The following is a 25,108-nucleotide window of genomic DNA, read 5'->3' as shown; positions in this document are numbered from 1 at the left end:
AACAAGCCTCGGGCGGAAGGGTCCGCCGGGAAAAAGACTGAAAACCCTCTCCATCAGAGAGAGCAACCCATCTGGAGTGAGACATGTTGAGGAAAACACTTTTTGCACTAGTGGCAGCCATCGCCGTCAGTGGCAGCAGCACGACGTTTGCGGCCGACACCAAATCCGTCGAAGTGATGCACTGGTGGACCTCGGGCGGCGAAGCCAAAGCGCTGGAGGTATTAAAGGACGGTTTGAAGCAGCGCGGATACGCCTGGAAGGACGCGCCGATTGCAGGGGGAGGCGGTGAAGCAGCGCGCACGGTACTGAAAGCTCGCGTTGCATCCGGCAATCCGCCTGACGCCATCCAGATGCTCGGCTTTACCATTCCTGAATACGCGTCGCAGGATTTTCTGGCCAACCTCGATCCGATCGCGGCAAAAGAAGGATGGGACAAGCTCGTGCCGGGTCCGATTCAACGTTTCTCGAAGGTCGATGGTCATTGGGTCGCGGTGCCGGTCGACATTCACCGGACCAACTGGATCTGGGCGAACAAGAAGATCTTCGATCAGTTGCATCTGACTCCGCCGCAGACGTTCGACCAGCTGGTTGCCGATGCCGCCGTGATTCGCAAGGCTGGCTACACGCCGCTCGCCCACGGCGGGCAGCCGTGGCAGGAAGCGACGATTTTCGACAGCGCGGTGATGTCTGCCGGCGGTCCGAAGTTCTATACCCAGGCGCTCGTCAATCTTGACCCTGCCGCGCTCGGCTCAAAGACGATGGAAAAGGCATTCGACCAGATGCGCGCGCTGCGCGGTATGGTCGATCCGAATTTCCCGGGTCGTGACTGGAACCTCGCAACATCGATGGTCATCAACGGCAAGGCCGCGATGCAGATCATGGGCGACTGGGCGAAGGGCGAGTTCGTGAACGCCGGCAAGAAGGCCAATGTCGACTACCTGTGCTTCCAGTACCCCGGCACCCAGGGCGACTTCATCTTCAATACGGATCAGTTTGCGACGTTCAAGAAGGGCGACGCCAGCCTGCCTGGTGAATATGCGTTCGCGTCGACGGTGATGGACAAGGGCGTGCAGGCGAAATTCAACCAGATCAAGGGAGCGATTCCAGCGCGTCTCGATGTGCCGTCCGATGGGTTCGACGAGTGCGGCCAGAAGTCGATGGCTGATCTTCGCACTGCGCTGAAGAGCGGCACGATGGTAGGCAGCTTCGCGCATGGACACGCAATGCCCGATGGGCCGAAGAACGCGGTCTATGACGTCGTCACGCATTTCTTCAACTCTAACGAGTCATCTGCCGATGCGGTGAAACAGCTGGTCGACGCCGTCAACAACGCGAAGTAGGCCGTACACCGTCCTAGAGCTCACGGGGGTGTTCCAGAGTGCCCCTGCGAGACCCGATGCTCCCGAAGTAGAGGTGGTTGCCATGCACACTACACACCGGACCGCTCATACCTCGTCACGAGGTACGGCGGACGAATCCCATCTTCACGACAAACGCCGGTCAAGCCTCAGAAACCGGTTCGAGCAGGTATTGCCAAAGCTTGTGTTGTCGCCCACGTTGATTACGACGCTGATCTTCGTCTACGGTTTTATCGTCTGGACCACGGTCCTGTCGTTCACACGCTCACGCGCGTTTGCCAATCTGCACTGGGGCGGCCTGATGCAGTACGGACGCGTCTGGGCACATCCGCGCTGGCATGTTGCGGTCACCAACCTGGGAATCTATGCATCGCTGTATGTCGTCCTGTGCATGGGGATCGGGCTGGGCCTCGCCATTCTTCTCGACCAGCGCATCAGGGCGGAAGGCGGGCTGCGCGCGATCTTTCTTTATCCGATGGCGATCTCCTTCATCGTCACGGGCACAGCCTGGAAATGGATACTGAATCCCGGTCTCGGGCTGACGAAGCTTTTCCACGACTGGGGTTGGACCGGTTTCAGGTTCGACTGGATCATCGATGACCGAATGGCCATTTACACCGTGGTCATCGCCGCGGTGTGGCAGGCGTCCGGCTTCGTCATGGCGATGTTCCTCGCAGGCTTGCGGGGTATCGATCAGGACATGGTCAAAGCCGCATCGATCGATGGGGCGAGAATGCCGGCTATCTATCGACGCATCATCATCCCGCAACTGCGGCCGGCTTTCGTTTCCGCGTTCGTCATCCTCGTTCACCTCGCGGTCAAGAGCTATGAACTGGTGGTGGCCTTGACAGGCGCAGGCCCCGGCTATTCGACGGAGTTGCCCTCAACGTTCATGTACTCATTCACCTTCACGCGAAACGAGTTGGGAATGGGGGCGGCGAGTGCGGTCATGATGCTGTGCACGGTCGCCGCGATCATGGTTCCGTATCTCTATTCAGAGCTTCGCCCACGCAGCGGCAGCGGCTCGCATTAGTCCAGCTTTGCATGGGATCGGAGTAAGCGCTGAAGCGCTAACTCCGATCGACACAGGAGATTGTCATGTTGAAAAAAGGCTGGGACTCGCCGCAAATGGTGATGGGTAAGCATAACTACGTATCGAGGATCGTGATCTATGGACTGCTAGCGCTTTTTGCCGTCGTCTATCTGATCCCGCTCGCGGTAATGATGCTGACGTCGTTCAAACCTCTTTCGGAGGTGTACAGCGGAAACATTCTCGCGTTGCCGCATGCATGGACGCTGGAGCCGTGGCTTAAAGCCTGGGGGGAAGCCTGCGTTGGCCTCGATTGTTCCGGCGTGAAGGGGTTTTTCTGGAACTCGACGCGGATGGTCATTTCCGCCGTTGCGATTTCTACCTTCCTTGGCGCGCTCAACGGGTACGTGCTGACCAAATGGCGATTCAAGGGCGACAACATCCTGTTTGGGCTCGTGCTGTTCGGATGCTTCATCCCCTTCCAGATCGTGCTGATCCCGATGGCTACCTTCCTCGGGAAAATCGGGCTGGCCCAGTCCATTACGGGTCTCGTGTTCGTGCACATTGTCTACGGTCTGTGCTTTACGACTTTGTACTTCCGTAACTTCTATGTCGCGTTTCCCGATGAACTGGTGAAGGCCGCAATGATCGATGGCGCGCGCTTTTTCAGGATCTTCCTGCGCATCCTGTTGCCGTGTTCCGGCGCCATCATCACTGTAACGGTGATCTGGCAGTTCACCAATATCTGGAACGACTTCCTCTTCGGTGCTTCATTTACGACGGGCAGCACGGCGCCTATTACGGTCGCACTGAACAACATCGTGAATACGTCGACGGGCGTGCGTGAGTACAACGTTCAGATGGCAGCGGCCGTGATTACCGCGCTGCCCACTCTTCTGGTCTATGTGATCGGCGGCCGCTATTTCGTGCGCGGCATGATGACCGGTTCGGTAAAGGGGTAAGGAAATGGCTTCTCTGCATATTTCAAATGTCCGCAAGGCGTACGGCCCGACGGAAATCCTGAAAAACATCAACATCGATGTGACCGATGGCGATTTCCTCGTACTTGTCGGGCCGTCCGGTTGCGGAAAATCGACCCTGCTGTCGCTGATCGCGGGACTCGACACTATCTCCGGTGGGGAGATCCGGATCGACAACGACCGTGTGAACGACCTGCATCCCAGCGAGCGGGATATCGCGATGGTCTTTCAGAGCTACGCGCTGTATCCGAACATGACGGTCGGCCAGAACATCAGCTTCGGTCTGGAGATGCGCAAGGTGTCGAAAGTGGAGAGGGATAAGGCCGTCGCGGACGCTGCAAGACTGCTTCAGATCGAGCACCTGATCAAGCGCCGCCCGGGCCAACTCTCGGGCGGTCAACGGCAGCGTGTCGCCATGGGACGGGCGCTGGTGCGGGACCCGAAAATCTTCCTGTTCGACGAGCCGCTGTCCAATCTTGACGCAAAACTGCGCGTTGACATGCGCACCGAAATCAAGAAGCTGCATCAACGGCTCGGCGCGACCATCGTGTACGTGACTCACGATCAGATCGAAGCGATGACACTCGCGACCCGGATCGCGGTGATGAAGGGGGGCGTGATCCAGCAGTTCGGCACGCCAGCCGAGATCTACAGTACGCCGGCCAATACCTTTGTCGCGACGTTTATGGGCTCGCCGTCGATGAACCTCATTCCGGCAGTGCTCTCCACCCGAAACGACACACTCGTTTTAACGATGGGCGAGGGCAGTGCCGCGGTTCGCCTTGATCTGCCGGCCCAGCCCGCGGCGGTCGCGCGATACGCGGGCAAGAAGGTGATTGCCGGCCTTCGACCAGAAGCGATTGGTGTGGAATCCTCGCGGGTCCCGGATGCGGTGCGCGAGGTAGCGGTGAAGGTGCTGGTCATGGAGCCCACGGGACCGGATACGCTGGCGGCGCTTGAAATGGGCGGGGTCGAAGTTGCGGCCCGGCTTGGTGCCGACATTCCGCATAGCCCGGGCGAGCACTGCAACCTGCGGGTCGATCTGTCGAAGCTGGTCCTCTTCGATGCGCAAACGGAAGAAAGGATAGCGTGATGCATGCCGATGTCGTCATCGTTGGTTCGGGCGTCGGCGGCAGCGCGATTGCCCTGCAACTCGCGGGTACGGGTGCCAGTGTCGTAGTGATCGAGCGGGGCGACAATCTTCCCCGCGAACTGCAGAACTGGGACGCGGAAGCCGTATTCGGCCAGCTCCGGTATCGCACGCGCGACACTTGGCTCAACGGCGCTGGCGAGCGCTATCGCCCTGGCCAGTACTACTTTGTCGGCGGGCATACGAAGTTCTTCGGTACCGCGATGTTCCGGCTGCGCGAAGCCGACTTCGAAGAACTCGCGCATGAGGAAGGCGTGTCGCCCGCTTGGCCCATCAAGTACCAGGACCTCGAAAAATACTACGACCAGGCCGAGGAACTGTTCGGTGTGAGAGGGTCCGCTGGTCAGGATCCGACCGAGCCGCCGAGATCCGTCAATTATCGTCATGGACCGATACCTGACGAACCTGTGATTGCAAGGCTCCGGGAGAAGCTTCGGCAGCAGGGCCTGCATCCGTTCTTTATGCCGGCTTCGGTCGATTTCGGCGACGGCGGCACGTGCGTGCGCTGCGGCACATGTGACGCTTTTCCTTGCCGCATTGACGCGAAAGGAGACGCCGAGATGTGCCTGTTGCGCCCCGCGCTGAAACAAGGAGGCGTGTCCCTGCTGACGGGCGCACGTGCGACACGACTCGTGACCGACCCGACAGGGCGAAGAATTTCGAGCCTCGAAGTTCAGACGCGGGACGGTCCGCTTACGGTCACTGGCGACACGTTTGTGCTGTCGGCAGGGGCGATCAATAGCGCCGTTCTGCTACTTGCCTCGGCTAACGACAAATTTCCGAATGGGCTTGCGAACGCGTCCGGAGCGGTCGGGCGGTACTACATGAACCACAACTGCACAGCGATTCTGGCAATCGACCCGAGGACGGTCAACGACACCCGTTTTCCGAAGACGCTTTCGGTCAACGACTTCTACTTTGGCGGCGTGCATGACCGGTGGCCGCTGGGCAATCTGCAAATGCTGGGAAAGATCCGCGAACCGATGCTTCGTGGCGCGCTTCCATACGTGCCGAGGAAGCTTCTCGAATACATAAGCCGTCACAGTGTCGACCTTTACGCGATGTCGGAAGACTTGCCGAGCGCCGATAGTCGCGTAGAGCTAACGTCGTCCGGTGAGATCCAGCTGACGTGGAATCGCACCAACCTCAAACCGCATGAACGTTTTGTAAAAAAAACGAAGCGTCTGCTCAAGGACGCGGGCTATCCGCTGGTGGTCAGCAGACGCTTTGGCGAGGACACGCCGTCCCATCAATGTGGGACGGTCCGGTTCGGCAATGACGCTGGCGCCGCGCCGCTCGATCCGTTCTGCAAGGCGTATGACCACCAGAACCTGTACGTCGTTGATGCGAGCTTTTTCCCATCATCTGCTGCCGTCAATCCAGCACTGACGGTAGCCGCCCAGGCGCTACGGGTCGGCGAACACCTTCGTTCGGAGCTGACGCGCAGCCGCACGGCTAGCGGAGACCACGCTTTTGACGGAGGCCGACATGCCTGATGACGCAATGCAACCTCTCGCAGCGCTCGTCACGGGCGGCCGCCGCGGAATTGGGCGCGCGATCGCTGTCGAGTTGGCCTCGCGCGGCTATGACGTGGCCATTACCGACGTGGTCGATGACGAAGATACCGCTCTGACGCTAAGGGCGATTGAGGACCAGGGACGGCGGTCTCTCTTCGTTATGGCGAATCTGCAGGATGTAGCGTCCCACGCGCGAGTGCTCGAAGGTGTGCTGGCGTGGTGCGGCGATCTGGATTGCCTGGTGAACAACGCGGGAATCGGCTCGCCCGCGCGCGGTGATCTGCTGGATGTGACTTCTGAGGCGTTCGACACTGTGCTTGGAGTGAATCTGCGCGGAACCTTCTTCATGACTCAGGCGGTTGCTCGCCATATGTTGAGCGGAGAGTCAGGTCGCCCTCGCGCGATTATCACAGTCTCGTCGGTATCAGCCACGATGGCGTCCCCTGAGCGGGCCGAGTATTGCCTCTCGAAGTCCGCTTTGCCGATGATGACAAAGCTGTTCGCACTACGACTTGCTCATGCCGGCATCCCGGTTTTTGAGGTACGACCGGGGATTATCCGGACGCCGATGACCGCAGGGGTTGCGCAGAAGTATGAGGCACGTTTCAAGGAGGGGCTCGTTCCCATGAACCGTTGGGGTGAGGCTGACGATGTCGCGAAGGCGGTCGGCCAACTGGCGGGCGGCGCGTTGCAGTTTGCCACAGGCAGCGTGCTCCAGATTGACGGTGGCCTCTCGATTTCTGCCTTTTGAAGGTGAGCAGCATGAAGACCGATAGCTACGACTACATTATTACGGGCGGAGGATCGGCCGGTTGCGTACTGGCGAATCGCCTGAGCGCCGATTCTTCCGTGACGGTTTTGCTACTTGAGGCTGGCGGCGGCGACCGCAACCCGCTTTTTCACATGCCCGCTGGTTTCGCGAAGATGACCAAGGGCATCGGTTCATGGGGCTGGCATACCGTGCCTCAAAAGCATCTGAAGGACCGTGTCTTGCGCTTCACACAAGCGAAAGTCATCGGTGGCGGCTCGTCGATCAACGCGCAGATTTACACGCGTGGCGTGCCGGCCGACTACGACGAATGGGAGAGCATGGGTGGCGCAACGGGTTGGAGTTACCGGGATGTACTGCCTTATTTCAAACGATCCGAGAACAATCAGCGCTTCGCAAATGAATACCATGCCTACGGTGGTCCGCTAGGAGTGTCAAACCCGATCAGTCCTCTGCCGATCTGCGAAGCGTTCTTTCAGGCGGGTCAGGAGATGGGCATGCCTTTTAACGCGGACTTCAACGGCGCTGAACAGCAAGGTCTCGGCTACTATCAGCTGACGCAGTTCAACGCACGGCGCGCATCGGCATCCGTCGGGTTCCTTGACCCGATCCTCGGGCGGCCTAACCTCACGGTCAGGTTACAGTCACAGGCGCTACGCGTGATCGTCGAAGGAGGGCGCGCAGTCGGCGTAGAACTGGTCAGTGGAACCGACCGCACGCCAGTTGTTGTGCGAGCGAGGCGCGAAGTGATCGTGTCGTCTGGAGCCATTGGATCACCCAAGCTGCTGATGCAATCAGGCATCGGCCCGGCTGATCATTTGAGGTCAACGGGTGTACGCGTCGTGCAGGACATGCCGGGCGTCGGCTCTAATCTGCAGGATCATCTCGACCTGTTTGTCATCGCCGAATGTACAGGCGATCACACTTACGACAAGTACAACAAACTCCGGCATGCAGCGTGGGCAGGCCTGCAGTACCTGCTCCTGAAGAAGGGCCCGGTTGCGTCGAGCCTGTTCGAGACAGGCGGCTTCTGGTATGCGGACGGCGTCGCAGCGACTCAGGCCCGATCGCCCGACATCCAGTTCCATCTCGGCCTGGGTTCAGGAATAGAAGCGGGCATGGCGAAACTTCGCCATGGCGGCGTCACCTTGAATACCGCATATCTTCGGCCCAAATCGCGCGGCAGCGTACGCCTTGCCAGTGCTGATCCGGCGGCAGCGCCGCTGATTGATCCCAACTACTGGTCGGAGCGCGAAGACCGCGATGCAGCGCTAAAGGGTTTGCGCCTTGCGCGTGAATTGATGAATCAGCCAGCGCTGAAGCGGTTTGTGCAGACGGAGATCCTGCCGGGTGCGAAGGTCAGCACAGACGACGAACTGTTTGATTACGCATGTGCCAACGCGAAGACTGATCATCATCCGGTCGGTACGTGCCGGATGGGGCGCCCGGAGGACGAACATAGCGTAGTCACGCCTGACTTGCGAGTGGTTGGTATTGACGGACTTCGCGTTGTCGATGCTTCAGTGATGCCGCTCATTCCGTCGTGTAACACCAATGCACCGACGATCATGATCGCGGAGAAGGCAGCCGATCATATCCTCGGCCGCATCCCGGCGCCAGACACTGCGCGTGCCGAACGAGGTGCTCACAAGATTCCGACATCGACCGCTTTCTGAGAGGTAGCCATGAAAATCCTTCTGCCAACCCGTAATGGCGAATTGAATCCGTATACGTTGAAGACCTTGGAGGAGAACATCACGCTGGAGTCGAAATGTGAGTTCAATCGCGTGGCATACGCTGCTGCCCATGTCGTGGTTGATCCCGCTCTCGACTATGAGCCGTGGTCGGACGCGCCGGCGATCGATTGGGACAGGACGCTCGCATTCCGGAGCTATCTGTATGGCCTCGGGTTCAAGGTCGCCGAAGCCATGGACACCGCACAAAGAGGCATGGGTCTGGGCTGGCAGACGGCCTCTGAACTCATTCGCCGAAGCATCGCGCACGCGAGAACTATCCCAGGAGCGGATCTAGCCTGCGGTGCTGGCACCGATCATCTGGACGACCGGCAGCGGCATAGCCTGTCGGATGTGATCCAGGCCTACAAGGAGCAATTCGAAGTCGTGGAAGCGTCCGGTGGCCGGGCCATCATGATGGCGAGTCGTGCATTGTGCGCCGCAGCCCGATCGCCTGATGACTACAAGAAGGTGTATGACGCTGTACTTGCCGAGAGTCGCAAGAAGGTCGTGCTTCACTGGCTCGGCGAAGCATTCGACGCTTCGCTCGCGGGATACTGGGGCAGTCGTGACGTTCGCGCCGCAATGGCAACTGTACTCGACATCATCCACCTGCATGCGGGCAAGATCGAGGGCATCAAGATTTCGTTGCTGAACGCTGAGTATGAGCGCGAGCTTCGCGCCCAGTTGCCGGACGGCGTGCGGATGTATACCGGTGACGATTTCAACTACGGCGATCTGATCGCAGATGATAGCACGGGCATATCGCACGCGTTACTGGGCATATTTGATCCGATTGCACCAGTCGCGGCGAAAGCGCTGGGCCAGTTGGCCAGAAACGATATCGCGGCCTACCACAACACGATGCGACCCACGGTGGCGCTGGCGCGTGAGCTCTTCAGTTCGCCGACACAGTACTACAAGGCGGGCGTTGTCTTCCTCGCGTGGCTCAACGGTCATCAGGACCATTTCTCGATGGCCGGAGGCATGGAGTCGGCGCGGTCGGTGCTGCATTTCGCCGAAGTGTTCCGGAAAGCGGACGCCTGTGGCGTGTTGATCAGGCCCGAACTCGCCCTGCAGCGAATGAAAACCTTCTTGCAGGTGCGGGCAGGAATCGTCCAATGAACTGGATCGCAATGGCTGCGGACCGGATTGCGCGGTGAGAGGGTGAGATGCCGAGTAGAGCCTTGAGTTTGAAGGATGAGACATTCGATCAACAGGCGATGCGAACGATGTTGCCTGCTTTCAACGCGGAAGTCGCGCGCAAGCTTGGAGAGATCGTTGTGAATATCGCCTCCCGTCGCAGCCTTCCTGTCGCCGTAAGTGTGATTCATCCGCGCAGTGCGCTCTTCTATTGCGCGCTGGAAGGAAGCTGTGCAGACAACGGCCAATGGATTCGCCGCAAGGAGAATACGGTCTTCCACTTCGGAAGGAGTTCTCTTGAGGTGGGCCTGATGTTCGCGCATGAGGGGTGGTCGCTGACATCACATGGGCTGTCCGGGCGGGACTACACGCTGTTCGGCGGGGGCGTACCTCTTCGCGTGGCCAATGTGGGTGTCGTCGGCGCCATGTCAGTGTCCGGACTGGATCACGTTAAGGATCATGAACTGGTCATCGAAGCTTTGTGCTGGCACCTCGGAATTCCGCATATAGATTGCGTGCTGTCGTATCCGCGGACTGCCCCGCATGCAATCGAGTGAGCCAACGCACGCTTGACTGTTGAGAGAAAAACTGTAAAGGAGACCCCCTTATGAAAACTGACACGATGGGCCTGGTGGCTGCCGGCCCGCATGCCGCGGAGACAAGCGGTATAGCGGATCTTCGCCGTGTGATCGCGGCGAGCACAGCCGGCAGTGCAATGGAGTGGTACGACTTCAGCATTTATGGAACGGCATCCGCCTTGATTTTTGCTGACCTGTTTTTCCCTGGGCTAAGCAAGGCGGCCGGGCTCCTGGCTATCTTTGGCGCGTACGCGGCGGGCTTCTTTGCCCGTCCCTTCGGAGGGTTGTTCTTCGGATGGCTGGGCGACAAACTGGGACGGAAAGTCGTGCTTGTTGCTACGGTTCTGCTGATGGGTGGATCAACTTTTTTCATCGGGCTGTTGCCGACGTATGCCACAGCAGGGGTATGGTCAACCGTGCTGCTTGTGGCACTACGGCTTCTTCAGGGGTTCGGCGCGGGTGCGGAGCAGGCGGGCGCCTCGCTTATTGTGTCGGAGTTTGCGCCACCAGCCCGGCGAGGCTTCTACGCAGCCCTACCATTCGCCGGCTGTATTCTTGGAATTTTGCTTGCGGGTGCGATGTTCACGCTTGTACAGCGCTTGCCGAAGCAAGAGTTCATGTCGTACGGCTGGCGAATTCCCTTCCTCTTCAGTGCGCTTGTGGTCGTCATCGGCATCATCATTCGTCTGCGCGTGAAAGAGAGCCCGGTCTTCGAGGAAATCAGGCGGTCCGGCCATACCAGCGAGCGACCAGTCAGGGACCTACTCGCCGAGTCGCCTCGACGACTACTCGTTGCATTCGGGCTTCGCGTGGGAGAAAACGGTTCGTCGTATCTGTATCAGGTATTCGCGCTCAGTTATCTGACGAAGATATTGCTTGTCGACAAGTCGATCGGGACGCTTGGCATTACGATTGCAGCGGGCCTGGCCATCGGGACTATTCCGCTCATAGGCTGGTTGTCTGATCGGTTTGGCCGTCGCCTGATGTATCGGCTTGCGGCGCTGTTTACCTGTGCGTGGGCCTTTCCCGCCTTCTGGCTATTCAATACAAGGGATCCATTGTTGATCATCGTAAGTATGGCTGTGGCGATTGGCGTTGGCGTATTCGGGATGTACGGGATCCAGGGGGCGTATTTCCCGGAGCTTTTCAGTGCGCGATACCGATATACAGGCGTCGCAGTGAGCAAGGAGTTCGCCGCTGTCGCATCGGGAGGCGTGGCGCCGTTCATTGCTGCTACGCTAATTGGTTGGTCACAAGGTGCCTATTGGCCGATAGCACTGTACGTCATGATTCTGGCTGGCATCACGTTCCTCGCGACATTTTTCGCGCCGGAAACGCGCGGCATTGATATGAACGTCTAAACTAATGCTTTCCTGTTCTGCACAGGTCGACACACGTTGCATGCTGTAAGACGAACGTTGACGAACGCCGCTCAGAACTCAGCGTCCCCGCTCACAGTTTCTGTCTCGCACATGAAGAGCCAAAGCGCGACCATCTTTTTCGCCGGCGACCAACCAATCGTTGAGTCAGTTCGGAGGGTCCGGCTCAGACGCGAGGGCGGACAATGAGAGACGAATCGCGAGTGGCGTCGACGGGTCGGATGGAGATGTTCCAGTTCTACCTTCCCCATAGCAGTCGTTCTGGATAACGTAGTGTCTCGCTCCCCCGAATGGCTGCTTGGCCGACTTTTTGTCCGTGAGCGGCCATACCGAGCGACGGCTCGACCCTTGATACCTGCCATTGGACCTCGGAGGGCTCGACCGGCGGCAGTAGGTCGGGAAAACTCATTCGTCGATAGAGAGAGGATACATTCGCCGACACGGGTTTGCGAGTGTCAGTGAAGCGACCTTCAGGCGCCGCTCAGCGGCTGATCGGCGACCGTCGGCTATGGCCGACAACTCGCCAGCGAGGAAGCCACGCGAATGGCCGTTCCGGTTTGCAACCCGCCATATCCTTTGCACTGGGTCGAATGTCTCTTGAGGGTCGATGCCGGCCTCTCGTTGCCACGCACGCCGCTCGCTCAACATACGCAATCACCGATCCGGGCACGACGCCGACAGCCACGTCGGTCCCGCCGATGCCCCACCTTTCTGGCCTAAAATATCTCAAAAGAGCATCCGCCCGGGGGCATCATGAAAGCACTTATCGTTGCTGCGACATTGACGGCTGGCTGTTCCCTCGCCTACGCGCAGACTTACCCGCAGGAAGCGCTGGCTGACCAAAGCACGGGGGCCTATAGAGCGCAATTGGAAGCGCAGAAGCAACAGATCGAACTCCAGAACGAACAACTCCAATTACTGAAACAACAGCGCGACCTGGATTTGATGAGGCAGCAGCGCGAACTGAATTCGCTGAGACAACAGCGCCAATTCGACTTGCTGAGACAGCGGCGCTAGATCGCTGTGAGGCGCGGCACCCGCCTCAAGATCCGGCTTGGCAACGGCCATTGCAGCGCCGAACGTTCAGTCTGTGTGGCGCCACTGGAGGGCATCAGGCGTTGAAGTCCTATACGCAAGTAAAGCATTCCTGCTCGCACCAGCCGAACGTCGCGACCGACATCGTGTTCGAAGCGGAGAAGAACTGCTTGTAATATCGATCGGGGGCGGCGGGGCGGATCAGCGCAGATGTCCCCGCCGTAGGTCGCTCTCGCGCGCGGCGACCGCTCACATGACGTGGACGAGATCAATGTAACTGCTTCTTCAGATCGCTCAGTTCGGCGGGGACGGGCAAAAATAGCCTTCCACCTCGCCCCGACGGCCATAGCCATAAGTAAAGCGGACCCATCATCGGCTTTTTTATTGCTTTACCCGCTCCTCGTTCTAACCGACAGTAACCTCAGCGCGCCGCCACGGCAGCTTGCAGCCGAAACGCGATTGATCAGTGCTGACGGCTACCGACGACAATGATGACCTGCATTGCAGCAAATCTGCGGGTCCGGGAGACGAGACGATGAGTCATGTGGAAGCTTAATCAACTATCGGCTTGCGAAGTCAGGGCCATTCACTTCGGGCAACGCACGGTCGGCCCGGCCATGGGCATATCACTTTGCCGCTATCTCTGTTAATGACGCTGGATTTATTGGGTCATCGCGATGCACGCCTGCAGGGACCTCTCGAAAGGGTGATGCCTAACTGGGAATTAACGAACACCGAAAACCATACCGCTCCGGCAAGTTTCACCATTCCCAATAGCAAAGATATCGATGTCTGGTTATCTAAATTATCAGAAAGACAAGGCATCGAGATGAAGACTTCAATTAATGATTAGATCCCGGATTGCTTTTTATTTTAAACCGACATTCATACTGGATTCGATATGTCTAACCATGTGATTTTGCCGCGCATCCTCCAGGTCGGCGCCAACGCCAGCGGGACAGTTCCCACGGTTCTGGCGACTCTCGGCTGCAGTCGACCTCTGATCATCACCGACAAGATGATGGTACAGCTGGGCTATGCCGGGCGCATTCAGGAAAATCTCGCCGCCAATGGCATGACAGCCGAAATTTTCGCTGATACGGTCCCCGAGCCCACGGTTGACTCGATTCGAGCTGGCGTGGAGAAGGCTCGCGCAGGAGACTACGACAGTATCATTGCACTGGGCGGCGGCAGTCCGATCGACAGCGCCAAGGCGATTGGCATTCTTGCCAAGCATGGTGGAGAAATGCGCGACTATAAGTTTCCGCGCGTTGTTACCGAGGTTGGGTTGCCCATTATCGCGGTGCCCACCACTGCGGGAACCGGCTCGGAAGTGACCCGTTTCACGATCATCACTGACCAGCAGAACGACGAAAAAATGCTCTGTGTGGGCATCGGCTTCATGCCCGTGGCAGCCTTGGTCGACTACGACCTGACCCTCAGCCTGCCGCCGCGCGTCACCGCCGATACGGGTATTGATGCGCTGACCCACGCGATCGAAGCCTACGTCAGCCAGAAAGCCAACCTGTACAGCGACAGTCAGGCCCTGGCGGCCATGCGCTTGATTGCCCCCAATCTGCGTAAAGCCTATCGATCCGGCCAGGATACAGCCGCCCGCGAAGCCCTGATGCTTGGTTCGACGCTCGCCGGTGTGGCGTTTTCCGCTGCGTCCGTGGCGCTGGTACACGGCATGAGTCGACCGATCGGCGCTTTTTTCCACGTTCCCCATGGCCTGTCCAACGCCATGCTGCTGCCCAGTGTGACCGCGTTCTCGATCCCGGCGGCGGAAGAACGCTACGCTGATTGCGCTCGCGCCATGGGCGTGGCCGACAGCCAGGACAGTACGCAGGCCGCCAATGCCAGGTTGCTCGCTGAATTGCGGTCGATCAACGATGACCTTCAGGTGCCGACGCCCGAACAATTTGGTATCGACCGCGAGCGCTTCTTCAGCTTGATGCCGACCATGGCACGGCAGGCTCTGGCCTCCGGCTCGCCTGGCAATAACCCACGCGTGCCCTCGGTCGAGGAAATGGTCGAGCTCTACCGCGGTCTCTGGTAAGCAAATTCCCCCCTCAAAAAAACCGCATCTGAGCTATCGAAGTGAAGGTCATTCAGATGCGACAACAACTCTTGGCATCGGGAAGCAGAACCCGATTCCCATCGCCCAATTTTGTGGCCCTTAGAGCCTGTTCCGATCCCAGCAAGGAGTATGAAATGCAGCCCTTCAACGACGACGCAGACGTGGTTCACTTCATCAACGGTCGCCGCGTGCCAGGCACCGGCACTCGAAAGCAGCCGATATTCAACCCCGCGACCGGTTCTCCGGCACGCATGCTGCACCTCGGCGACGCGTCCGACGTAAGTGCCGCCGTAGCGTCGGGGAAACAGGCGTTCCAGGGATGGAGTAATACGCCACCCATCCGTCGCGCGCGCGTCATGCGCCGCTTTCTCGAACTGATGAACCAGCACAAGGACGAACTGGCAGCGATCATGACCGCCGAGCACGGAAAAGTGTTCAGCGATGCGCAAGGCGAAGTGGCACGGGGCATCGATGTGATCGAGTTTGCCTGCGGCATTCCGCAATTGCTGAAGGGTGACCATACGGAACAGGTGTCGACCGACATCGACAACTGGACGACCCGCCAACCACTCGGCGTTGTCGCGGGAATCACGCCTTTCAACTTTCCGTGCATGGTTCCTTGCTGGATGTTTCCGATCGCGATTGCCGCAGGCAATGCGTTCATTCTGAAGCCCAGCGAGCGTGATCCCTCAGCGTCGCTCTACATGGCCCGCTTGCTGCAGGAAGCCGGGTTGCCTGACGGAGTGTTCAACGTCGTGCAAGGGGACAAGATAGTCGTGGATGCTCTGCTCGAGCATCCTGACGTAAAAGCGATCAGTTTCGTCGGTTCGACGCCGATTGCCAACTACATCTACGAGACGGGGGCAAAGCACGGAAAACGGATCCAGGCGCTTGGCGGAGCGAAGAATCACATGGTTGTGATGCCCGACGCTGACATTGATCAAGCCGTCGACGCTTTGGTCGGCGCAGGCTACGGCTCCGCGGGTGAACGGTGCATGGCGATCTCGGTCGCAGTCCTCGTAGGCGACGTTGCGGACAAGCTGATTCCGCGGCTCGCTGATCGAGCACGCTCCGTAATAGTAAAGAACGGCACGGAGCCCGACGCCGAGATGGGGCCGATCGTCACACGTCAGGCGCTGGAACGCATTGAAAACTACATCGCGATTGGCGTCGAAGAAGGCGCGTCGCTGGTTGTCGATGGACGTGGCCTCAAAGTTCCGGGGCACGAGGAAGGCTTTTTTACCGGTGCCACGTTGTTCGACCACGTCACGCCCGAGATGCGAATCTATCAAGAGGAAATCTTCGGACCGGTGCTGTCCTGCGTCCGTGCGAAGGACTTTACAGAGGCCGTCGACCTGGTCAACGCGCACGAATTCGGCAATGGCGTCGCCTGTTACACTCGCGATGGACACATCGCGCGCGAGTTTGGCCGGAGAATTGAGGTTGGAATGGTTGGCATCAACGTACCGATTCCGGTACCGATGGCGTGGCACGGATTTGGCGGCTGGAAGCGTAGCTTGTTCGGTGACACGCACGCGTATGGCGAAGAAGGCGTCCGGTTCTATACGCGTCAGAAGTCAATCATGCAACGCTGGCCGGAGAGTATCGAGCAAGGTGCCGAATTCGCGATGCCGACGGCGAGGTAGTCTTTCCACTGCAAAACCCGCTACAGCTCCCGTGCTGCCACATCCCGGCACGGGAGAGCACACTACCGGTCCTGAAGTCGCAGACCTTCAAATCCGAACGGAAGCGCCCGACATCATGCGCTGCGGCAAATGTCGACAACCGTGCGACCGCTCAGCTTTCCATCCATCATTTGCACGGCTGCCTCCGGCACGTCGTGCAACGCTATCCGGTGCGTGAGTTCGGCGAGCTTTGCTCGATCCAGATCCGCAGCGAGCCGATTCCACGCTATCTGACGATGAGCGATCGGACACATAACCGAGTCGATGCCCAACAGTTTTATACCGCGCAGAATGAAAGGCGCAACGTTCGCCGGGAACTCCATGCCTTGCGCGAGACCACATGCCGTTACGGCGCCGCCATATTTCGTCTGTGCGCATGCGTTGGCAAGCGTATGCGAGCCGACAGAATCCACCACCGCCGCCCAGCGCTCTTTCTGCAACGGCTTGCCGGCTGCCGACAGCGAGTCCCGATCGACCACATCGGCGGCGCCGATACGCTTCAGAAAATGCGCCTGCTCCGGCTTGCCCGTCGATGCCACGACCGTAAATCCCCAACTGCTCAATAGCGAGATTGCCACGCTGCCCACACCGCCGCTCGCGCCCGTCACGAGGACTTCACCGTCGGCCGGCTTGACACCGGCCTGTTCCAGCGCAAGGCAGGATAGCATCGCCGTGTAACCGGCCGTCCCGATTGCCATGCTTTCGGCCGTTGATAGTCCCGGCGGTACCGCAATCAGCCAGTCGGCCTTCAGGCGGGCTTTCTCTGCGAGGCACCCCCAATGTGTTTCGCCGAGGCCCCATCCGTTGACGAGGACAATATCTCCCGCTTTCCAGCGAGAATCTGTCGATGTCACCACCTCGCCGGCGCCATCGATCCCCGCGACCATTGGCCAGGCGCGTACGACCGGACCGCGGTTCGTGACCGCTAGCGCGTCCTTGTAGTTAAGCGTCGAGTGCGCGATACGAATGAGCACTTCGCCGGCTGCGAGGGGATGCTCGTCGAGGGTTCGGTCATCGAGGCTGGTAACCCCGGCCGAAAAACCGCTGTCATTCTGCTGCAGATAAAGGGCTGAAAAAGCCATGCTTGACCTCTTTGACGGTAAACGCAGGCGGTCAGGCATGGCGAAGTGATACATCCGGACAACATAAACCATTCAAGGATGTACCACTGCGCCATGCCTGACGGCTTCCACGGGCATAAGGCGACAGGTGCCGCGGCAAGCAATGTCACGTCGCTATCTGTCGCGCCGCGCTTCTGGACCTCAGCCACTCCATCGTCACCAGAAGCAGGCTCGAAAATACAATCAGAATTGTCGCAAGGGCAGCAATCGTCGGCGTAATGTTTTCCCGGAGGCCGATGAACATCTGCAACGGCAATGTACCTTGTGTCGGACCCGCGATGAACATCGTGATGACGACATCATCGAGCGACGTGGCGAATGCAAACAGGGCTCCAGAAATAACGCCCGGCGCAATGATCGGCAGGGTGACGGAGAAGAACGTCCTGACGGGCGACGCACCGAGGCTCAGGCTCGCGCGCACGTAATTCTGGTTGAACCCGGCAAGGGTGGCGTTGACAGTGACCACCACGAATGGAGCAGCGATAGCGGTATGACCCAAAATCAGACCCAGGTACGACCCGGCTAACCCCCACTTCGCAAAGAACAGATACATCCCGACGGCAGTGACGATCACCGGCACGATCATCGGCGAGATCAAAATGCCGATCAGCGCGCCCTTGCCTTTGAACGTCGCTTTGTTGAGGCCCAACGCGGCCAACGTCCCGAGGACAGTGGCCAGGATCGTGGCAAGCGGGGTTACGATGAAGCTGTTTTTTCCGGCACGAAGCCAGTCAATGGACGTAAACAGATTGTGGTACCACTTGAACGAGAACTTGTGTATCGGATAGACCAGGAATGTATTGTCCGTGAAAGAAAGCGGGATGATCACCAGTATCGGCAAGACCAGAAAAAGCAGGATCATGACATTGGTCGATCGCAAAAAGTAGTGCCACGCGATCTCGGGAGCCGATGTATAAGGTGCAAAACGCAATACGGTCGTTTTCATGGTCCTAACCTACCTTCAGTTCGTTGCCAACGATCTTTCGATAAACAGCGAAGAGTATCAACGTCACGAGAAGCAGAACCGCTCCCAGTGCGCACGCCATGCCCCAGTTCAAGGCCACATTCGTGAAATAGGCGATGTAGTAGCTCACCATCTGGTCGCCGGCTCCGCCCAGCAATGCCGGAGTAATGTAGTAGCCCAAAGCCGTGATGAATACCAGCAGTCCGCCGGCGCCGACTCCTGGCAGCGTTTGCGGAAAGTAGACCTTCCAGAACGCGCCGAACGGGTGACTACCCAGCGAGATCGCTGCCTTCGTATAGCTGGCTGGCACTGATTTCATGACGCTGTACAGCGGCAGAATCATGAACGGCAGGAGGATATGAGTCATCGAGATCAGCACCCCCGTCCGGTTGAACAGCAGTGTCAATGGAGACGATATCAGGTCCAGCGACAGCAACGCCTTGTTGACGAGGCCCGATCCTTGAAGGATGACGATCCAGGCGGAGATCCGCACGAGGATCGAAGTCCAGAAGGGAAGGAGCACCAGGATCATCAGCAGATTTGCCTTACCCGCCGGCAGACTGGAGATCCAGTATGCCAGGGGGTAGCCGAGGAGCAGCGCGGCGAGCGTTACCAGGCCGCTAATCACGAACGTTCGCATGAATACCTCCCGATATGCCGAGGCGCCTGGATCAACCGGAACGATGTCACCAGCAGAATTGCGACGGTAGTCCATCGTCGCGAGGAGATACTGGCTTGTGTATCGGGATGAATCTTTAGCGATTACCTGCCAGTAACCGGGATCTTCCCAACGCCGGTCGATTTCGATCAGCTTTTGTCGCACCTCGTGCGCAGGCAGCGCTGAATCATCGTCGCCGAACGGAAGTGCGCTGGAAGTCTTGTAAAACAGCGAACGGAAACCCTCCTTCTGCCCGTTCAGTCGACCGGCAGCGGTACCCGAACTGTTGTTCCCGCCGTTGCGCTCGATATCCAGCATCAGCCCGCGAAAAGCGTCATCCGGAACTGCCGATTTCCGATCCCAGTTTCGCAGCGCCGCCGTCGTGTCTGGCAACGCGTCAACGACTTCCGGACTCTGAATCGACCGCGAAATCATGGATGCAACGGGCATCACGAATACCAGAAAAATGAAAATAGCAAGAGGAGCGACCAGCGCCAGCGCCGCCATCTGTTTACGTAAATTCACGTTCCTAAGCGATCGCTTGAGCTCACGCAAATGCCAATCCTGCTGCTGAGTAGTTACCGCGCTCATGTCTCTCTCCTTCGCGTACCCATGTGTTCGAGCGATGGGTACGCGATTCGCGTTATTGCGCTGCCCATGCGGTGAAACGCTGTTCTAGCGCATCACCATGGTCGGTCCAGAACCCTACGTCGTTGGGGATAGCATCTTTGCCATTCTTCGGCGAGTTAGGCAGGTTTGCAAGAGTGGTTGCATCAAGCAACTTTAAGGCGCCCTTGTTGGTTGGCCCGTACGGAATGTGCTGCGCGAACGCAGCTTGGGACTGCGGTTCGAGCACGTAGGCAAGGTACTTCTCGGCTGCGTCCTTATTTTTCGAGCCCTTCGGAATTACGAAATAGTCCAGCTCATAGATGCTTTGGTACCACGAAATACCCAGGTTCTTGTTCCCCGCCCGCATTGCGGCATCGATGCGGCCGTTATACGCGGTGGACATCGAAACATCACCGGCGACCAGGAACTGGGGCGGCTGCGCGCCAGCCTCCCACCACTGAATGTATGGCTTGAGCTCGGCCATCTTCTTGAACGCCCGATTGACGCCAGCCTCCGTGCCCAGCACGGTGTACACGTCTTTCGCCGGAACGCCATCTGCCATCAGTGCGAATTCGAGGTTATAACGCGCCTCCTTTTTCATGCCACGCTTGCCAGGAAATTTCTTGACGTCCCAAAAATCCTTCCAGCCCTGTGGCGTGCCCTTCGTCAGCGTCGGGTTGTATGCCAGCACGGTCGACCACACGAATGTGCCGGCAGCGCAGGGAGTCACCGATCCAGGCACCAGATCACCCTTTTTCGCGATCTTCGACCAGTCGAGCTTCTCGAAGAGTCCGTCCTGACAGCCGCGTCCGATGTCTGCCGACTCGACTTCAACGACATCCCACGTGACATCTTTGGCGTCGACCATCGCTTTGACTTTGGCCATTTCGCCCGTGTACTCAATCGCATTCGTCGGAATACCGCTCGCTTTCGAGAACGGTTCAACCCAGGCAGCCTTCTCGGCGTTCCCCACGGCGCCACCGTAATTGACCGTCGTAAGGCCGTCGGCCAATGCGAAAGCGGAACAACACATCATGGCAGCCACGCCGACCGTATTTCTAAAGAACCTCATTTCGTTCTCCTTGGCACAAGGTGATTTCGCTACGCGTGGTCAATTGAAAACTCTCAGATGATCTTCATGAAACGACAACGCGACTCGATTTCCCGGTTGGACATGGGCCGCCCCGTCCTGCCCGAGCGGAACCTTCACGAAACACTCTGTTTCTCCGGGGCAGCGGCAGCGTAGCCGGACGTGATCGCCGAAGTAGATCATCCCAAGCGTTTCGCTGTTGATGACATTGCGCTGCTGTTCGGATTGCCGTCCAATCGAGAGCCGCTCGGGACGGATCACCCCTGTGGCGTGGCTACCGACATTGAGCCCGGCAACATTCAGCGCACGTACGGTCGTACCGTCTGCAATGCGCAACTCGCAATAATTACCATCCCGGCTTACGACGGTGCCTTCCACCCGGTTACTGTCACCAATGAAGTTGGCTACAAACAGATTCCTCGGCGATTCGTAGAGCGAGTCGACCCGGTCGAGCTGTTGGATCACCCCCTGATCAAAGACCGCTACTCGATCAGACATCGTGAGCGCCTCACCTTGATCGTGTGTGACGTACACAAAGGTCAGGCCAAGAGATTCGTGCAATGCCTTGAGCTCAATCTGCATGTGCTCGCGCAGCTGTTTGTCCAGCGCGCCAAGCGGTTCGTCCATCAGCACAAGCTTTGGGTTGAACACCAACGCACGCGCAAGCGCCACTCGCTGTTGCTGACCGCCTGAGAGCTGACCTGGCATTCGCTTACCCAGCTTTTCCATGTGGACCATCTCGAGCGCCCGCTTGACGCGCGCGGCCCGCTCGTCTGGCGGCATCTTGCGAACCTTGAGGGGATACTCGAGGTTCTGTCCGACGGTCAGGTGTGGGAAGAGTGCATAGTTCTGAAATACCATTCCAATGTCGCGTTTATGCGGCGGAATACGATTAAGTAACTGACCATCCAGCCAGATTTCTCCATCGGTTGGGTATTCAAACCCGGCGAGCATCATGAGACAGGTGGTCTTTCCCGAGCCGGACGGACCAAGCAAAGTGAGAAACTCCCCCTTCTGGATGTCGAGATTCAGGTCTTTGACGACGAGTGTTTCTCCGTCGTATGTCTTCCGAACATTGCGGAAGCTCACAAATGTGTTGCCCTGGTCTTGCATGATCGTTACCCTCAATGTCTTTCGGTGCGGAAGGCACCTGGCAGCGCAGGCGGTAGTGCTGTGTCTGCAGATCGGCTGCGGCGACAGGGCGGCGCACAGGGTACCTCCTTCCCCGTGCCTCGCCATGGGCGTTTTCGCGCCATGTGCTGCGTAGCTCGATTGAGGTTCTCGATAACGATTTCTGCGCCTCGCCGGGTGTTTTCGGTACCCGGGAGCTTGCGGTGTCGTACGTGCATCTTCGTCTCCAATCTTATAAATATTCGAACACCCCTTCGCTACAGCCTTTTTTCTTCTAGGGTGCTTGCTGCTATCGGCCGCGCCCACACATCAGCGGAGCGGTCGCGATTTGTTCCGGCTTGCCCGCAGCGGTGACGTGTTCAGCTGGGCAAGTACTCCTCGCTCCAGCTTTCGCCGACTGCCCCTCGCGCAATCAACGTCGCAATCTGGGTATCGCTGTAGCCCATCTTGCGCAGCACCCCTCGGGTCGAGGCACCAAACTTTTCTGCTGGCGCCAGTGCGCGGATCGGAGCAACGTGAGGGCGAATCGCAAAAGGATCGAGTTGGATGACGCGTCGTCCACTCGGATGCTCGGTATACACACTGAATGAATAGCTGGCGTTATCGATACCCGGACGATTGTCTGCAGGGCGGCTGTAGCGTTGGCGCAAGTTGTCGATATTGTCCGGAATGGCTGCCGCCACATTGGCCGCTTGCAACCGCGTCTGCCAGGTTTCGGCGGAGGCCGTGGCGAACGCGGAGCTGAGAAACGCTGCGGGATCTGCCGCGTCGCGGATGCCCGTCAGCCCCTCTACGGCGTTTAGCTTGTCCAGTTCCTTTTCGCTGGCGTCCACATACAACCAGTCATCCGCGGCCCGAAAGAAGCGTGACAGGTTGCCAAAGCCCTGCGCGCTACGGCCGGAAGGCTCATCGAACGGGGCCCGCCGTGGGTAGTCGTAGCAGAAGGGAATCTGCACCAGGTTGCCGAGCGATGCCAGGGAGGTCCGGGCACGGCTGATCTGGCCGGTTCTGGCTTTGCGATATAACGCGGCGGCAACGCCGAGCGCTGCAGCGAACCCGCAATTCACGTCAATGGTTCCGACGTGAGCGTGTTCCTCTGGCGTTGCCATGCCGCCGCCGAAGCGCAGCATGATGCCGGTGCTGGCCTGGATCAAGTCGTCGTAACCGAGATAATCGGTCCGCGGGCCGCGACGCGGTCCCCCAAAGCAATCCAGTTGGCAGAAGATCACGCCAGGGTTGACGGCCTGGAGACTGGCTTCGTCAAGACCCAAAGGTGCCAGTTGACGATCCGGTGCATTCATCACGATCACATCAACCGAACGAACCAATTGGTTAAACACCTCGCGTCCGTCGGGGTGGTTCAGGTCGACCAGGACGCTTTGCTTGCCGCGGCCCGAAGACATGCCAAAGACCACTGTGTTCCAGGGATCATAGTTGGGCGTTACGGGGTCGAGCTTGATAACCTCGGCGCCGAACCGGCCGAGGTAGGAGGTCGAATGCGGACCCGCGATGACATTGGTCAGATCGAGGACACGCACACCGTCAAGCCAGCCGCCAACATGCTGTTCAGATGGGGGCGGCAGTGCCGTGGGCGCGCACTTATCCAGGATGGCCAGGGCTTCTTCGAGACTCACCGTGCGGCGTGAGTCGGGCGAGAGCATCAAGTCGGCACTGTCTTCCAGCCAGGCGATCGCGCCGGGCTGTTTCATATTGCCGTACTGGTGGTCGTCGACATCGACCACCAGACCCGCGGCGTTGGCGTGCTCGTCATGCAACCATTCTTGAGTCGATCGGTGGGGCGCACCGGGAAACCGGCCTTCGCCGAAAATTTTTTCCCACTCGGTCGATGTCCTGGTCAGGAACACCTCCTTCATGCGTGCCGAAATGCGCCGGGCCCAATGGTCAGGCAACGGGTAGACACCGAGCGAGGCGTCCCCCTCCCACTGAGAGATAGGAAGGTAGGGGGCGCTCACTGTCGGCAGCCCGGCAGATAGCATTTCCTCGTACAACCCCATCGCCTGAAGGCAACGCCTGGCGTGCGAGCGGTGTGACGGGCATACCGCGTAGAACTTGCGACCGTCCGCGCACTCGTATGTGCGGTAAAAGGGGTCGAGATATTCTTGCAGTTCTTCGTAGCTGAGGTTCATCGGAAGATTTTCCGACCGCCGCCGCTCAATTTCCTTTTCGCGCAAGGTCTTGTAGCGTTCGGGATAACCGTCGATCTTGATCGAGTTGTAAGACAGTCCCTCCATCACCGCCGCGGCCAGAGGCACCTCGATTTGATCACCCACTCCCGTGCGCTCCCGCGCTTGCAGAGCGAGTGCCACCGCGGAGACAGCCAGCATGGTGCCGTAGGACGAGGCTAGCGGCAGCGGCGAAAAGCTCGGGTTTATCCCCATCAGTACGCGGTTCTGACCCATATCGGTGAATACCCCGGAGGCCGACGCAATGATCGGCTCGAGGGCGCGCCAGTGACGACGCAACTGGTCGTTGCTGGCGAAGCCAGGGATGGACAGCGTAATGAGCTCGGGCCTTCGACGACGCAGCTCGGCGAAGTCCAGACCCAACCGGGTCATGACGCCCGGCCGGAAGTTCTCGATCACGATATCGGCACGCGCGATGAATGCCATGGCCGCCTCGAGCCCCTGCGCGGACTTCAGGTCAAGCTGCAAGCAATACTTGTTGCGGTTCAGTACGGCATTGGCCGGGCTGTCCCAAAGCGGCCCAGCAGGGGGATCGATGTGAATGACGGTGGCGCCGAGATCCGCCAGGATCATCGCCACGGCCGGGCCGGCGATGTACTGGCCAAAGTCGATGACTTTCACGCCGCTAAAAGGCAGTTGATCATGCTTTCCCATGGCTCACCGACTCATCTCCAGGACCTGCGGATCTTCCGAAACGCAGGTCATCATTGTGGTGGGTCGCCGCCAGCACCAATCCACCGCATTTCGAATGCGAGGCGAGGGGCCTTGGCGACGAACTGGGGATCACTGTCGGATACAACGGGGAGCCGGTAAAGCAATAAAAAAACCGAGGATGGGGCTATTTTATTTATGGCTGAGGCCGGCGGAGTGAATGCGCCGGAAAATGACCAGTCG

19 protein-coding genes are annotated in these 25,108 nt (G+C 58.8%); 13 read left to right on the top strand and 6 right to left on the bottom strand.

Annotated elements, in window-relative coordinates; translation table 11 throughout:
- Positions 1-83 precede the first annotated feature (83 nt).
- The 13 genes from OKW37_RS14020 (at position 84) to OKW37_RS13960 (ending at position 16,398) form a co-directional block, all read left to right on the top strand.
- Positions 84-1,340, top strand: a complete 1,257-nt coding sequence (locus tag OKW37_RS14020; protein ID WP_429405835.1) for an ABC transporter substrate-binding protein — start codon at positions 84-86, stop codon at positions 1,338-1,340.
- An 82-nt stretch (positions 1,341-1,422) separates the two neighbouring features.
- Complete coding sequence (locus OKW37_RS14015; protein ID WP_429405837.1) at positions 1,423-2,391, top strand: carbohydrate ABC transporter permease; 969 nt, start codon at positions 1,423-1,425, stop codon at positions 2,389-2,391.
- A gap of 101 nt (positions 2,392-2,492) precedes the next feature.
- Entirely contained in the window at positions 2,493-3,350 is an 858-nt protein-coding gene (locus OKW37_RS14010) for a carbohydrate ABC transporter permease (RefSeq protein ID WP_429408404.1), read from the top strand.
- Between the two features lie 4 nt (positions 3,351-3,354).
- Positions 3,355-4,461, top strand: a complete 1,107-nt coding sequence (locus OKW37_RS14005) for an ABC transporter ATP-binding protein (protein WP_429405839.1) — start codon at positions 3,355-3,357, stop codon at positions 4,459-4,461.
- Entirely contained in the window at positions 4,461-6,014 is a 1,554-nt protein-coding gene (locus OKW37_RS14000) for an FAD-dependent oxidoreductase (RefSeq protein WP_429405841.1), read from the top strand. The genes OKW37_RS14005 and OKW37_RS14000 overlap by 1 nt, the downstream gene beginning before the upstream one ends.
- Positions 6,007-6,786, top strand: a complete 780-nt coding sequence (locus OKW37_RS13995) for a 3-ketoacyl-ACP reductase (RefSeq protein WP_429405843.1) — start codon at positions 6,007-6,009, stop codon at positions 6,784-6,786. Before OKW37_RS14000 ends, OKW37_RS13995 begins: the two co-directional genes overlap by 8 nt.
- 11 nt (positions 6,787-6,797) lie before the next feature.
- The gene (locus tag OKW37_RS13990; protein WP_429405845.1) at positions 6,798-8,480 is read left to right on the top strand and encodes a GMC family oxidoreductase; all 1,683 of its coding nucleotides are present in this window, start codon (positions 6,798-6,800) and stop codon (positions 8,478-8,480) included.
- A gap of 9 nt (positions 8,481-8,489) precedes the next feature.
- Entirely contained in the window at positions 8,490-9,662 is a 1,173-nt protein-coding gene (locus OKW37_RS13985; protein ID WP_429405847.1) for a dihydrodipicolinate synthase family protein, read from the top strand.
- A 47-nt stretch (positions 9,663-9,709) separates the two neighbouring features.
- On the top strand, positions 9,710-10,237 hold the full coding sequence (locus OKW37_RS13980) for a heme-degrading domain-containing protein (protein WP_429353568.1): 528 nt from the start codon (positions 9,710-9,712) through the stop codon (positions 10,235-10,237).
- A gap of 50 nt (positions 10,238-10,287) precedes the next feature.
- Complete coding sequence (locus OKW37_RS13975; RefSeq protein ID WP_429405849.1) at positions 10,288-11,619, top strand: MFS transporter; 1,332 nt, start codon at positions 10,288-10,290, stop codon at positions 11,617-11,619.
- A gap of 771 nt (positions 11,620-12,390) precedes the next feature.
- Positions 12,391-12,654, top strand: coding sequence for a hypothetical protein (locus OKW37_RS13970; RefSeq protein ID WP_429355578.1), 264 nt, complete (start codon positions 12,391-12,393; stop codon positions 12,652-12,654).
- A gap of 919 nt (positions 12,655-13,573) precedes the next feature.
- Positions 13,574-14,731 carry an iron-containing alcohol dehydrogenase gene (locus tag OKW37_RS13965; RefSeq protein WP_429405851.1) on the top strand — a complete coding sequence of 386 codons (1,158 nt, stop codon included), beginning with the start codon at positions 13,574-13,576 and terminating at the stop codon, positions 14,729-14,731.
- A gap of 155 nt (positions 14,732-14,886) precedes the next feature.
- Positions 14,887-16,398 (top strand): CoA-acylating methylmalonate-semialdehyde dehydrogenase, encoded by a 1,512-nt coding sequence (locus OKW37_RS13960; protein ID WP_184066426.1) that lies wholly within the window; start codon positions 14,887-14,889, stop codon positions 16,396-16,398.
- Between the two features lie 113 nt (positions 16,399-16,511).
- Here OKW37_RS13960 and OKW37_RS13955 read toward each other — a convergent pair whose 3' ends face one another.
- The 6 genes from OKW37_RS13955 to OKW37_RS13930 form a co-directional block, all read right to left on the bottom strand.
- Positions 16,512-17,519 carry an MDR family oxidoreductase gene (locus tag OKW37_RS13955; RefSeq protein WP_429408406.1) on the bottom strand — a complete coding sequence of 336 codons (1,008 nt, stop codon included), beginning with the start codon at positions 17,517-17,519 and terminating at the stop codon, positions 16,512-16,514.
- A gap of 145 nt (positions 17,520-17,664) precedes the next feature.
- Complete coding sequence (locus OKW37_RS13950; RefSeq protein ID WP_184043501.1) at positions 17,665-18,504, bottom strand: ABC transporter permease; 840 nt, start codon at positions 18,502-18,504, stop codon at positions 17,665-17,667.
- A 4-nt stretch (positions 18,505-18,508) separates the two neighbouring features.
- Positions 18,509-19,771 (bottom strand): ABC transporter permease, encoded by a 1,263-nt coding sequence (locus OKW37_RS13945; protein ID WP_429405854.1) that lies wholly within the window; start codon positions 19,769-19,771, stop codon positions 18,509-18,511.
- Positions 19,772-19,823: 52 nt separating this feature from the next.
- Complete coding sequence (locus OKW37_RS13940) at positions 19,824-20,861, bottom strand: ABC transporter substrate-binding protein (protein ID WP_429405856.1); 1,038 nt, start codon at positions 20,859-20,861, stop codon at positions 19,824-19,826.
- Positions 20,862-20,900: 39 nt separating this feature from the next.
- Positions 20,901-21,992 carry an ABC transporter ATP-binding protein gene (locus OKW37_RS13935; RefSeq protein ID WP_429405858.1) on the bottom strand — a complete coding sequence of 364 codons (1,092 nt, stop codon included), beginning with the start codon at positions 21,990-21,992 and terminating at the stop codon, positions 20,901-20,903.
- 377 nt (positions 21,993-22,369) lie between these two features.
- Positions 22,370-24,868, bottom strand: a complete 2,499-nt coding sequence (locus tag OKW37_RS13930) for a CoA transferase (protein ID WP_429509845.1) — start codon at positions 24,866-24,868, stop codon at positions 22,370-22,372.
- Between the last annotated feature and the right edge of the window lie 240 nt (positions 24,869-25,108).

It is taken from the genome of Paraburkholderia sp. MM5482-R2 (genome assembly GCF_050436125.1).
In the GTDB taxonomy this organism is placed as follows: Bacteria; Pseudomonadota; Gammaproteobacteria; order Burkholderiales; family Burkholderiaceae; genus Paraburkholderia; species Paraburkholderia tuberum.
Note: the sequence above shows the minus strand (reverse complement) of the source record. Positions and strands in the feature narration are given on the sequence as shown.

Coding starts and splice junctions, on each gene's coding strand:
- OKW37_RS14020 (WP_429405835.1), top strand. CDS start 84: ATGTTGAGGAAAACACTTTTTGCACTAGTGGCAGCCATCGCCGTCAGT.
- OKW37_RS14015 (WP_429405837.1), top strand. CDS start 1,423: ATGCACACTACACACCGGACCGCTCATACCTCGTCACGAGGTACGGCG.
- OKW37_RS14010 (WP_429408404.1), top strand. CDS start 2,493: ATGGGTAAGCATAACTACGTATCGAGGATCGTGATCTATGGACTGCTA.
- OKW37_RS14005 (WP_429405839.1), top strand. CDS start 3,355: ATGGCTTCTCTGCATATTTCAAATGTCCGCAAGGCGTACGGCCCGACG.
- OKW37_RS14000 (WP_429405841.1), top strand. CDS start 4,461: ATGCATGCCGATGTCGTCATCGTTGGTTCGGGCGTCGGCGGCAGCGCG.
- OKW37_RS13995 (WP_429405843.1), top strand. CDS start 6,007: ATGCCTGATGACGCAATGCAACCTCTCGCAGCGCTCGTCACGGGCGGC.
- OKW37_RS13990 (WP_429405845.1), top strand. CDS start 6,798: ATGAAGACCGATAGCTACGACTACATTATTACGGGCGGAGGATCGGCC.
- OKW37_RS13985 (WP_429405847.1), top strand. CDS start 8,490: ATGAAAATCCTTCTGCCAACCCGTAATGGCGAATTGAATCCGTATACG.
- OKW37_RS13980 (WP_429353568.1), top strand. CDS start 9,710: ATGCCGAGTAGAGCCTTGAGTTTGAAGGATGAGACATTCGATCAACAG.
- OKW37_RS13975 (WP_429405849.1), top strand. CDS start 10,288: ATGAAAACTGACACGATGGGCCTGGTGGCTGCCGGCCCGCATGCCGCG.
- OKW37_RS13970 (WP_429355578.1), top strand. CDS start 12,391: ATGAAAGCACTTATCGTTGCTGCGACATTGACGGCTGGCTGTTCCCTC.
- OKW37_RS13965 (WP_429405851.1), top strand. CDS start 13,574: ATGTCTAACCATGTGATTTTGCCGCGCATCCTCCAGGTCGGCGCCAAC.
- OKW37_RS13960 (WP_184066426.1), top strand. CDS start 14,887: ATGCAGCCCTTCAACGACGACGCAGACGTGGTTCACTTCATCAACGGT.
- OKW37_RS13955 (WP_429408406.1), bottom strand. CDS start 17,519: ATGGCTTTTTCAGCCCTTTATCTGCAGCAGAATGACAGCGGTTTTTCG.
- OKW37_RS13950 (WP_184043501.1), bottom strand. CDS start 18,504: ATGAAAACGACCGTATTGCGTTTTGCACCTTATACATCGGCTCCCGAG.
- OKW37_RS13945 (WP_429405854.1), bottom strand. CDS start 19,771: ATGAGCGCGGTAACTACTCAGCAGCAGGATTGGCATTTGCGTGAGCTC.
- OKW37_RS13940 (WP_429405856.1), bottom strand. CDS start 20,861: ATGAGGTTCTTTAGAAATACGGTCGGCGTGGCTGCCATGATGTGTTGT.
- OKW37_RS13935 (WP_429405858.1), bottom strand. CDS start 21,992: ATGCAAGACCAGGGCAACACATTTGTGAGCTTCCGCAATGTTCGGAAG.
- OKW37_RS13930 (WP_429509845.1), bottom strand. CDS start 24,868: ATGGGAAAGCATGATCAACTGCCTTTTAGCGGCGTGAAAGTCATCGAC.